Origin of the sequence: Blautia sp. OF09-25XD, assembly GCF_003482095.1 — a bacterium.
Taxonomy (GTDB): Bacteria; Bacillota; Clostridia; order Lachnospirales; family Lachnospiraceae; genus Fusicatenibacter; species Fusicatenibacter saccharivorans.
Genome location: NZ_QUMG01000004.1, coordinates 66,241 through 77,681, shown reverse-complemented (window position 1 = coordinate 77,681; position 11,441 = coordinate 66,241). Strand labels below are relative to the sequence as shown.

Here is an 11,441-nt window from a genome sequence, read left to right as displayed (position 1 = left end):
AGAAAATCCATCGGGGCAGCAGTGCCGCCGATGGATTTTCTGATAAGAAGACATCGGCCATTTTACAGGAAAGGAAGACAGATACGATGGAATTACAGGAAAAGAAAAAGAACCGGACAGAACAGAAAACAGATATGCAGAATAAGGAAAAGGCATTGCTTACCCAACTTGACGAGATTGCAAAACAGGATCTCTGTCTGGCATTCTCCGGCGGTGTGGACAGCAGTCTGCTGCTGAAGCTTGTCATGGATGCATCTGCAAAATATGGAGCAAAGGTTTATGCAGTAACCTTTCAGACACGGCTGCATCCGCCCTGCGACCTGGAGACAGCGACAAGAGTAGCAAAGGAGGTTGGCGCTGTTCATGAGGTCCTTTTTGTTGATGAGCTGGAGCAGGAGGCAATCCGTTACAATCCGGAAAACCGCTGCTATCTCTGTAAGCACTATCTATTTGGGAAACTTCTGGAATTTGCCCGCGATCACGGTGTCACCCAGGTACTCGACGGAACAAATGAGGATGACCTTCATGTCTACCGGCCGGGGCGAAAAGCGCTGAGAGAATATGGTGTCATCAGCCCGCTTGCAGCGTGTCATGTGACAAAAACAGAGGTAAAAGCACTTGCTGCAAAGTACGGCGTTTCCGTAGCACACCGTCCATCCACTCCATGTATGGCGACACGCCTTCCCTACGGGGCAGAAATTAACTATGACGTTCTGGATCGGATTGCGGACGGCGAAGCATGGCTTCATACGCTGTTCGGTGCGGAAGAGAATCTCCGTCTGCGTGTACATGGCGATGTGGTGCGTCTTGAAATCTCACCGGAGCGTATGGGGGAAGTGCTTGAGAAGAGAGAAGAAATGATTGCATATCTGAAAAAGCTCGGCTTTTCTTACCTGACGATGGATCTGGAAGGGTTCCGTTCCGGCAGTATGGATGAGAAAATAACACAGAAAGAGGAAACAAAATGAAAGCAATTTTAAGTGCGGACCGCAAATGGGGTCTGGGATATCAGGGACGGCTGCTGGTAAGTATTCCGTCTGATCTGCGATTCTTCCGTGAAACTACGATGGGACACGTTGTCGTGATGGGAAGAAAGACACTTGCTACACTACCGGCAGGGCAGCCCTTAAAAGGCAGAACGAATATTATTTTAAGCCGTGATCCGGAATGGACTGTCCGCGGCGCAACCGTTGTCCACAGTATCAAAGAGCTGATGGAAGTGTTAAAGCCGTATGAGGACGACGATATTTATGTTGCGGGCGGCGGAGAAATTTACCGTCAGCTTCTCCCATACTGTGATACGGCATACGTCACACGAATTGACATGACGTATCAGGCGGATACTTTCTTTGAGGATCTTGACGAATCACCGGATTGGGAGATGGTAGAAGAGGGCGATGAGCAGACCTGCTTTGATATTGAATTTTATTTCACGGAATACCGAAGAAAGAATGAAAAGGTAGAACGCCCGAGATAAGGGTAAGACAGGACGTAAAAAACGGAGAAACCACAGAAAAAGCGGCTTCTCCGTTTTTTTATATAGGATACAAAAAGTATCAGTGCTGTCCGCCTGCAGAAAGCTCCAGCATTTTTTTCTTAATATCATTTTCGAGCTGTACCAGCTCAACTTCAGCGGCGGCACGTTTCTGGCGGCCGTCCTCCTGAATCTTCATCACTTCATCGAGGGTAGAGATCAGGCTCTGGTTCGTCTGTTTTAAGGTTTCCATATCGACGATACCGCGCTCAGATTCTTTTGCAGTCTCGATTGTTGCCATCTTCAGATTCTCCGCATTCTTTTTCAGAAGCTCATTTGTCATATCCGAAACCTGGCGCTGTGCTTTGGCAGCTCAGTCGAGTGATGAACGCCGAGTGCAATGATCATCTGGTTTTTCCAGAGCGGAATGGTGTTGACGAGTGTGGATTGGATCTTTTCGGCCATTACAGAATCGCTGTTCTGAATCATGCGGATCTGCGGCGCTGTCTGGATCGAAACCATACGGGTCAGTTCCAGATCATACAGTTTCTTCTCAAATCGGTTGCAGAGATCTTCGAGATCCTTGGCAGCCTGTGCATCTTCGGCCTTTCCGGTCATCTGCGCTTTATTCTGCAGATCACGGAGTTCTGTGGAACGTACCAGCTCCAGCTTTTTCTTTCCTGCGAGAATGTACATGGTCAGCTCTTTAAAATAATTCAGGTTCTGTGCATACATCTGATCCAGAATGGCAATGTCTTTCAGAAGCTGCCGCTGGTGGCCGTCGAGCACGTCACAGATTTTATTGACATTCACCTCTGCCTTGTCATACTTCGCTTTCATTGCATTGATTTTGTTCGTGCTTTTCTTAAAGAAAGAGAATGGTCCCTTTTCTTCTTCTGCGTCAAACGTTTTCAGCTCTGTCACAACAGAGGTGAGCAGATCGCCGATTTCCCCGAGATCTTTGCTTCTGACGTTCTCCAGCGTTTTCTCGGAAAAGTCTGCCATTTTCTTCTGTGCACCGGCACCGTACTGCAGAATGCCGTTTGTATTGGCAAGATCAATCTGGGAAACAAAGGCATCCACCATGGCTTTCTGTTCGTCGGACAGAACAGAATCATCCATGACCTCTTTCTTTTCTTCCGGCTGCTGTACCGGAAGTTCCGGTTCCGGCTCCGGAGCGCCGAAACTTAAGCTTGGAATTTCAGTGGTGTCCTTTACAAAATCATTCATGTTTTCTATTCTCCTTTTCTTCGGTACGGAAACGTAACCGGTGATTTGATTTCAATTGTATAGCTTTGAATAGTTACATGTGAAGCGGCTCAATATCCTGCTTTGACGGACCTGCCTGATTTGTCAGTCCCTCCTGCGCCAGCATCGTCTGCAGAACAGAGATATCAGAAGAAATATCCCATGCCGTTGTCTGGAACAGATCGTCAAGCAGCTTTTCGAATGCGGCATTGATGGTATCCAGTGTGTCCTCGATTTCCTTCTTGGTTCGGAGGATATTGTCGCTTTGAATTGGTTCGTTCTCAAAGGAACGGTAAGCGTCGAGCAGCTTCCAGGTTGTCGGCATATAGTAATCCATAAATTTCCGCAGGGCGGCGGCTTCTTTTGGGCGCTTTTTTGCCTCCTCGAGAATCCGGGTAACAACCGTTTCTAGACGGCTCAGCTTGGCTGTGATGACTTCACCCGGCAGATCCAGGTTGCACTGATGGATCTTCTGAATATAAGATTCACATTCTTCCAGCATCTGCTGGTATTCCGGCGTTACACCGGAGGCCTCCAGCTGTTCACGTGCTTTCTGCTCAGCAATCTGCTGTTCCCTCTGGCTGGCGAGCATTGCGCGGTACTGGTCGTAGCAGTCATTTGTCACCATCAGACAGGTACCATTCTCGTCGAGGTGGCCCTGGCGCAGCATGGATTTATCAATCATGGTCGTAATATCGGTCAGAAGCTCACCTTTCTCACAGTGCATACTGTCGCAGAGTTCTTTCGTGGAAATATATTCCTTTGTGCCGATCAGCGTACAGATCTGGCGGAAATGGCGGACCAGACGCCGGTTTTTACTTCCCTTTTTTAGAAGAATGCCGCCGCCGATGGTAAATGCGGCAAAAATAAGAGAAGGAATCAGCGCGCTGTTGTCTGGACCTGCAAATAAGGAATACAGACTAAGCGCTGTGCAGCAGCCGAACAGTCCGGTGACACCCCAGCCGGCGGCCGTCTGAAATCCGCCGACAAGTGCAAGATCGGTGGATGGCATAAAGCGCTCGCGCAGTACACGACGTTCCTGTATGCGGCTGTTCCATTCCGTATTCTGCGGGGTCTGCCAGGTATGGGAAGGTATGGGAACCGGGTTCGCGCTCTTACCCGGCATCGTGCCTCCCGGCCCGTAGGAATAGTGATGCGGTCCGGTCTGCTGCGCTGTATTATTATGGGAAGAATGCTGGCTGCTGTAGGAAGTATCTGCGGAATAGCCGCGGGACGGCTCCTGTGTGCCATTTGCACGGAATGGTCCTTTCCGGTTTGGGTAGACAAACTGGTTGATGGTGTCTGAAATCTTCTGGTTTAATTCCTGAAAATCCTGAGAATTTACAGCGTTATCCACAAGCTTTCCAATACTGTCGCCGACATCCTTTAAATCATCTTCAAAACTCATGACAGTTCCTTTCTGATGAGGTACTTTTTCTGTGTACCGTTTTCCATTTATTATACAATGCGATTGGAAATCTTACAAGCATACAGTGCTTAATTTTCTATGAAGCTGGAGATGACGGGAATGGTTACAGTTCACAGGAAATGATTTTGTTTTTGGATGAGTTGAAAGAAAGCAGTAACTATTATATACTAAAGAATATCGAATGTCAGAAAAAATCAAATCAGAATAAAGGGGCCGCAATACCAAATGAATAAAAACGAAATTATCCAGATACAGGGAATGGAATATAAAGAAATGACAAAACAGCTTTTGAACGAATGTGCCTTAGCTACGCTCATTCCTTCGAAGGTCAGTCTCATCGGTATTAAGCCAAATCTGGTAGCACCTGTCCCGGCGGAGTTTGGAGGGACGACACATCCGGAGGTGGTTGCGGGGATCATCGAATATCTTCAGGAAAACGGATTTACTAACCTTCAAATCATGGAAGGCTCCTGGGTGGGAGATAAGACGGAGGAATCGTTTGAGGTCTGTGGATACCGTATGCTTTCGGAACAGTACGGCGTTCCGCTTATCGATGCGCAGAAGGAAAAAAGCATGCCGGTGCAGTGTGGTGATATGGAACTTCAGATTTGCGAATGTGCGAAAAAGGTGGATTTTATGATCAATGTCCCGGTCATGAAAGGCCATTGCCAGACTAAAATTACCTGCGCACTGAAAAACATGAAAGGTCTCTTGCCGAATAAAGAAAAACGTCATTTTCATGCCATGGGACTTCATCGGCCAATTGCGCATCTGGGGCTTGGGATTCATCAGGATTTTATTTTGGTGGATAATATCTGCGGAGACCTTGACTTTGAGGATGGCGGTAATCCGTTTATTATGAATCGCCTTTTCGCTGGGTTAGATCCGGTGTTGATCGATGCATATGTCTGCGCGGAACTGCATTATAAGCCAGAAGATGTCCCGTATGTCAAAATGGCAGAAGAGTTGGGCGTGGGCAGCGCTGATCTCACACGGCTTTCAATCCGCCAAATTGGCGAAATTGGTGAAAAAAGAGTGATTCCGGAAAAACGGAAGATCGTGGAACTGCAGGATGCCGTAGAGGAAGTTGAGTCCTGCAGTGCCTGCTACGGCTATCTGATCCCGGCGCTCGACCGGCTGAAGGAGGAAGGACTGCTGCAGGAACTCCACGAAAAAATCTGCATCGGGCAGGGATACCGGGGAAAGAGCGGGGCGCTTGGTGTGGGAAGTTGTACTTCAGGGTTTAAATACAATCTGAAAGGCTGCCCACCGACCGATGAGCAGATGTATGAATTTTTGAAGCAGTACATTGCAACTAGACGAAAAACAGAAGCAGAAAAATAGCAACAGAGGAGAGAGTGAATGAAAAAAGCAGTCAAAGCCATTTTAAATGTATTGTCCTACGGCGGAATTGAAGTAGAATCCGCCCGTCGGCTTGCCGATATCAAGAAGCTGGATCCGATCCGTATTTTTCTGCGAAAATTGGATATGGAAATATATAATGGGGACTACAAGGTTCCGATTCGGCTGTTCTTCCAGGATGAAAAAATGGAGGAGCATGGTGCAAAAGAAGCGATTCTGTTCTTCCATGGCGGCGGCTGGACAACCGAGAGTGTGGAGACATACGACCGTGTCTGCGCACGCATGGCGCAGTCGACGGGGCAGATTGTTGTATCGGTAGAATACCGTCTTGCACCGGAGCATCGTTTCCCGACAGGCTTAGAAGACTGCTACGCCGCCGCCCAGGCAATGCTGCGCGGGGAGATTCTGCCGGAGGTAACGCCGGAAAATGTCACGATCATGGGCGACAGCGCAGGAGGAAATCTTGCGGCTGCGGTCTGCCTGATGGCGAGGGACAAAAAAGAACTGCTGCCGGGGAAACAGATTTTGATTTATCCGGCGGTGAATTCCTGTTACACAGAGAAATCACCGTACAAATCCGTGAAAACCAATGGAACCGGATACCTTCTGACCAGTGTCAAAATGGAAGATTATGTAATTCTGTATCAGCGGACCGAAGAAGACCGCAAAAATCCGTACTTTGCACCGGTGCTGGAAGAAAATCTGCAGGGACTGCCGGACACGCTGGTACTGACGGCGCAGTACGATCCGCTGCGCGATGAGGGCGAGGATTATGCGAAAAAGCTGAAAAGGGCTGGCAATCTGGTTGAACATCATCGGATCAAGGGCGCATTGCACGGCTATTTTGCGCTTGGCATTGAACACCTATATGTGCAGGAAAGTTTTCAGTATATGAATGCATTTTTAAGGAAAGAAAAACAGCAGAAAAATGCAGACGAAGAACTGGAAAACATAGCAGCAGTGAAGAAACAATTGACACACGGGAAGGCGTAAGGAGGCATAGAAAATGAAGAAAGAACATTCTTCGCGCTGGAGAAAGCTGGACAACGCGGCACAGGCATTTCCGGCGGCCACCGGAAAAAAGGATACGAGAGTCTTCCGGTTTTACTGCCAGCTGAAAGAGGACATCCAGGCGGATCTGCTGCAGAAAGCGCTGGAGCAGACAATGGAGCATTACCCGGTGTTTTCCATGGTACTGCGGAAAGGTCTTTTCTGGTTTTATCTGGAGCAGCGCGATCTGCCAGCAAAAGTAGAAGAGGAAAAGCGTCCGCCGTGCAGTGAGATTTACGTACCCGACCACAAAACGCTTCTTTTCCAGGTTTCTTACTATAAAACCCGAATCAATTTCGAAGTATTCCATGCCCTGACAGACGGCACCGGTGCGATGCTGTTTCTGAAAGAACTGGTGAGCAATTATCTGATCTTGTGTCATCCCGAGGAAATCTTTTCAAAGGTCAGCGAAGACATGCTGACAGAGACAGATTTCGAGGAGGACAGCTTTTCCCAGTATTACACCGGAAAGAAAAATGAAAAAGAAAAAAGCCGCCCGGCATACCAGATCAAAGGCGAGTATCTGGAGCAGGAGGAGATGGAAATTACTGAGATTCTGCTTTCCGCGGAAGCAGTTCATAAGTGCGCAAAAGCACATGGCGTGTCGGTGACGGCGTACCTTGCGGCGGCGCTGGTATATGCGGTATATGAAGAAATCCCGAAAAGCAGGCTGAAAAAGCCGGTTTCTCTGATGGTTCCAGCCAATCTCCGCAACTTTTTCCCATCCGCATCGATGACGAATTTCTGGAGCTGGATCGAGATTGCCTGTGATCTTGGGCCGGAGGCATCGTTTGAGGATGCCCTGCAGATCACGGGAGCCGCGATGCAGAAAGAGGCGCTGAAGCAGGAGATTTCCACACGTATGAACGATCTGGTGCGGATTGAGCGGAATCCGGTGCTGCGCGCCGTGCCGCTGGAAATCAAAAATCTGGCGCTGATGGCGGGCACGACGCTCGGCGGACGAAGCATTACGACCGTCTATTCCAATATCGGCCGGATTCAGATGCCGCCGGAGTATGAAACATATATTGAGCGGTTCGGATTTTTCACCAGCACCGACAAAGTACAGATGTGTTCCTGTTCCTACGGTGACAGCATGGTGCTTGGAATCACATCTAAAATCGCTGATTCCAATATTGAACGGAACCTGATGCATCTGCTGCAGAAAGAGGGCATCGCCTGTGAACAGGAGGAAAATGATTTTCCGGGACAGAAAGAACAGCCGCACGGGACGGCCAAACTGGGATTGAAAATTTTTTCTTTCACCTGCATCGCGGCTGTCGTACTCTGCTGGATGATGAATTTCCTTGCAACGCCGCAGATGTGGTGGGCAGGTTATGCGACAGCGGGTGTGTTCTGCGCCTGGCTTCTGATCCGGGTGGGATATCAGAAACGGAAAAATCCACTCAAAAACAGTATGTGGCAATTGATCTTTATTATGATCGGTGCGATTCTGTGGGATTATGCGACGGGCTGGATCGGCTGGTCTGTCGATTTCGCAATTCCGCTCGCCGTTCTTATGAATGGCGCGACGATGCAGATTCTGGCAAGAGCGTACAAAATGGAGGTCAGTGAATATCTTTTTTATCTGATGCAGTCCGGAGCAGCAGGAATCGTTCCGGCGATTTTGTGGCTGACGGGAACTGTCCGCATTACCTGGCCGTCCGTGATCTGCGTGGGCCTTAGTGTGCTGTATCTGATCGGGCTGTTTTTTTTCCGCGGAAAAGATTTTATGCGGGAAATGCAGAAAAAATTCCGGGTATGAAGGGAAAAGGTGATAGAAAAAATAAGAAGAGCAGGTAAGAAAAGTGGATGTTGGTCCCTTTTCTTACCTGCTCTTTTGAAACTTGTGTGTGTCTGCGGCGGAAAAGCCTGGAGAGATATCTACTGCGCCTTCTCCTCACAGCCGCAGGAATCCCACGACGGCATTTCATCCCCATTTTTAATCGCATCGCGAACCGCGCTGTAATACCGCACTTTCTGCTGAATATGGTCGAGATCAGATTCCATGCGCTCGATTTTCTCGCGTGTATTCTGCTCATGTTCCTCGAGAATGGCAACCATCTGGTCAATATTTCCCGGGATATCATCCTCAAGCCGGAAAAACTCCTGAATCCCCGCAATCGGAAGACCGGTGCGCTTGAAGCAGAGAATTGCGGTCATGCAGTTAATGTGCTGCTGGGTGTAAATTCGTTTCTTGCTTTCGGTATGAATGACATCTGTCAAAAGCCCGATCTCCTCATAATAACGAAGCGTAGAGGCCGGAAGTCCAAAACGCTCGGACATTTCACGAATGGTGTAGGTCTGCTGTTCCATGGAAAAACCTCCTTGAACGATAGAGTTTGAATAGTAGAATAACTTCTTAAAGTATACTTTAAGAAAGTGAAATTGTAAAGAGAGAATCTTCGTTACGTTTCACTTGGCAGTGCAGCACTTGCTGTTTTGATGCGTAGGAAAGGAATATTTATCAGAAAGTGAGAAGAAAAAGTACATTGCTTATTTGCACTAGAGTGGAATATAATATAAAGCAGAAAAAACGTGAAAAATGTGAGGAATAATCGTGAAACAGGAAATTATAGCAGACCTGTCCCGGATTACGGAGGAGGAACAGGCAATTCTGGACGGCAAAACGGAAGTGGAAAAGGAGCGGTATTCGAGCGGGCAGAAGTTTGTGATGGATGCGGGAAAGCTGCTGGAGCGGGGAAAATTGATTGATATTCGGCCGCACACGCGGTTTATTCGTTTTCCGGCGCACAGCCACAATTATGTCGAGATGATCTACATGTGCCAGGGAAGCACCGTGCACACCATCAATGGGGACCGGATCGAGCTGAAAACGGGTGAGCTGCTGATTCTGAATCAGAATGCAGTGCAGGAAATTGAACCGGCAGGGCGTGACGATATCGCGGTCAACTTTCTGATTCTGCCGGAGTTTTTTGACCAGACGCTGCGAATGATCGGGGCAGAGGAGAATCAGTTAAAGGATTTTATCGTCGGCTGTCTGAAAAGCGGGGAGGTACCGCTCTGTTATCTGCATTACAGAATCGCGGATGTCCTTCCGGTGCAGAATCTGATCGAAAATCTCGTCTGGACGCTCTTACATCACCAGAGCAATAAGCGGAGCATCAATCAGATTACGATGGGCCTTTTATTCCTGCAGCTCATGAACTACACCGACCGTGTGCAGGTGGGAGAGCAGTATTTTGAACAGGAGATGCTGCTCGGCGTATACCGCTATATCGAGGAACATTACCGGGAGGGCAGCCTTTCGGAACTGGCGGAAGAACTGCACTACGATTTTTACACCTTAAGCCGCATGATCCGCCGCCTGACCGGGAAAAACTACACTGAACTTGTCCAGAATAAACGCCTCACCCAGGCCGCGTATCTGCTGGAAACGACAGGACTTTCCGTGGCAGACATCGGCGAGCGGGTCGGGTACGAGAACATGAGTTATTTTCATCGGATTTTTAAAGAGCGCTATGGAATATCGCCGAAGAAGTACCGGGTGGAGAAGAAAATACAATAGGACAAGAAAAACGGATCGAGAATCTGAACTTAAAACCAGATTTTCGATCCGTTTTTGTTTGTAAATTACTTACTGTTCATTTTCATCCTTCGGCAGCCGCACGATCCGTACCTTGTCGACTCTCCGGTCTGCCATTTTCAGTACGGTTACGTCGAGGCCATCCGAGACGAAATGATCGCCTTCCTTTGGCACGCGCTCGAGGATCCCCATGATCCATCCGCTGACCGTAAAGACGTCAAATTCTTTGTCAATATCGAGCTCTTCATACACCTTGTCGATGCTTGCCGTTCCGGTCACGAGGTATTCGTTTTCGGAAACTTTCTGGATTTCCTGTACAACCGCATCATGCTCATCCCAGATTTCGCCGACGAGCTCTTCGAGGATATCTTCCATGGTGATGATACCGTCGGTGCCGCCGAATTCATCAATGATAATGGCAATATGCGATTTCTTCGCCTGCATTTTTTTCAGCAGCGGGCCGACCTTCGTATTCTCGGTTACAAAGAGCGCCGGGCGGATGATGCTGCTTAGCGGTTTGTTGGTGTGGTAAATGTGGTTGTGGAAATCCTTCTGATACACAATTCCCACAATGTGGTCGATATCATCATCATACACCGGCAGCCGGGAAAATCCGGTGTCGGAGAAAGTCTTAGCGATCTCGGATTTCGTCGCATCGAGCGGAATGCCGATGACGTTGACACGCGGAGTAAAGATCTCTGCGGCCTCCATCTCCATGAAGCCGATTGCATTCTGAATCAGATCGCCTTCCTGGTCGTCGATGTCGCCCTCCTGGGTCGCCTCCTCGACGATGGTCATCAGTTCCTCATCGGTGATGCCGTGGTTTTCCGAGGATTTGAAGATGCGGGAGAGCAGCTTCTTCCACTGGGAAAAGAAAAACGTCACCGGGGTCAGCACGATCATCAGAATGTGGAGAAACGGTGCGGAAAATTTGGCGATCGTCTCCGGAGATTCTTTTGCAATGCTTTTCGGGGAAACTTCGCCGAAGATCAGGACCACGATAGTGGTTACGATCGTGGAAACCGTCGCACCGGAGTCGCCGCCGAGAAGCTTGATAAAAAGCACCGTGGCAAGGGAGCTGAGTCCGATGTTGACGATGTTGTTGCCGACGAGAATCGTGGAGAGCAGCTTGTCAAAGTTCTCCAGCAGCTTTAACACCAGTTCCGCCCGCTTGTCGCCTTTTTCTGCCATATTTTTCATGCGGATGCGGTTCAGCGAGGTGAAGGAAGTCTCCGTCGCCGAAAAGTAGGCTGAGAGCATGACGCAGATAAGAATGATGATGAGTGACACAATGTCGCTGTTCATTTGTTTTTCCTTTCTTAGGAAACCGG

General features: G+C 48.7%; 9 protein-coding genes and 1 pseudogene. 6 read left to right on the top strand and 4 right to left on the bottom strand.

Annotated features, from left to right (window positions below; all coding sequences use genetic code 11):
- Positions 1 to 86: 86 nt before the first annotated feature.
- Positions 87 to 968, top strand: a complete 882-nt coding sequence (gene larE / locus DXA93_RS04910; RefSeq protein WP_330427261.1) for an ATP-dependent sacrificial sulfur transferase LarE — start codon at positions 87 to 89, stop codon at positions 966 to 968.
- Positions 965 to 1,477: a dihydrofolate reductase gene (locus DXA93_RS04905; RefSeq protein WP_119207810.1), complete on the top strand. Its 513-nt coding sequence runs from the start codon at positions 965 to 967 to the stop codon at positions 1,475 to 1,477. The genes larE and DXA93_RS04905 overlap by 4 nt, the downstream gene beginning before the upstream one ends.
- Before the next feature lie 79 nt (positions 1,478 to 1,556).
- Here the strand turns inward: DXA93_RS04905 and DXA93_RS04900 are convergent.
- Positions 1,557 to 2,704: pseudogene (locus tag DXA93_RS04900) on the bottom strand (toxic anion resistance protein).
- Positions 2,705 to 2,777: 73 nt separating this feature from the next.
- The gene (locus DXA93_RS04895) at positions 2,778 to 4,130 is read right to left on the bottom strand and encodes a 5-bromo-4-chloroindolyl phosphate hydrolysis family protein (RefSeq protein ID WP_119207809.1); all 1,353 of its coding nucleotides are present in this window, start codon (positions 4,128 to 4,130) and stop codon (positions 2,778 to 2,780) included.
- 246 nt (positions 4,131 to 4,376) lie between these two features.
- Between DXA93_RS04895 and DXA93_RS04890 the strand changes: the two genes are divergently transcribed.
- From DXA93_RS04890 to DXA93_RS04880, 3 genes are read left to right on the top strand one after another with little or no spacing between them, the layout of a single operon-like run.
- Positions 4,377 to 5,495 carry a DUF362 domain-containing protein gene (locus DXA93_RS04890; RefSeq protein WP_119207808.1) on the top strand — a complete coding sequence of 373 codons (1,119 nt, stop codon included), beginning with the start codon at positions 4,377 to 4,379 and terminating at the stop codon, positions 5,493 to 5,495.
- Between the two features lie 18 nt (positions 5,496 to 5,513).
- The gene (locus DXA93_RS04885; protein WP_119207807.1) at positions 5,514 to 6,506 is read left to right on the top strand and encodes an alpha/beta hydrolase; all 993 of its coding nucleotides are present in this window, start codon (positions 5,514 to 5,516) and stop codon (positions 6,504 to 6,506) included.
- Positions 6,507 to 6,519: 13 nt separating this feature from the next.
- Positions 6,520 to 8,328 carry a DUF6320 domain-containing protein gene (locus tag DXA93_RS04880; RefSeq protein WP_055227317.1) on the top strand — a complete coding sequence of 603 codons (1,809 nt, stop codon included), beginning with the start codon at positions 6,520 to 6,522 and terminating at the stop codon, positions 8,326 to 8,328.
- A 119-nt stretch (positions 8,329 to 8,447) separates the two neighbouring features.
- Here the strand turns inward: DXA93_RS04880 and DXA93_RS04875 are convergent, their stop codons facing one another.
- Entirely contained in the window at positions 8,448 to 8,879 is a 432-nt protein-coding gene (locus tag DXA93_RS04875; protein ID WP_119207806.1) for a MerR family transcriptional regulator, read from the bottom strand.
- Positions 8,880 to 9,123: 244 nt separating this feature from the next.
- Between DXA93_RS04875 and DXA93_RS04870 the strand changes: the two genes are divergently transcribed.
- Complete coding sequence (locus DXA93_RS04870; RefSeq protein ID WP_119207805.1) at positions 9,124 to 10,092, top strand: AraC family transcriptional regulator; 969 nt, start codon at positions 9,124 to 9,126, stop codon at positions 10,090 to 10,092.
- A gap of 69 nt (positions 10,093 to 10,161) precedes the next feature.
- Here DXA93_RS04870 and DXA93_RS04865 read toward each other — a convergent pair whose 3' ends face one another.
- Positions 10,162 to 11,415 carry an HlyC/CorC family transporter gene (locus DXA93_RS04865; protein ID WP_117509487.1) on the bottom strand — a complete coding sequence of 418 codons (1,254 nt, stop codon included), beginning with the start codon at positions 11,413 to 11,415 and terminating at the stop codon, positions 10,162 to 10,164.
- Positions 11,416 to 11,441 lie beyond the last annotated feature (26 nt).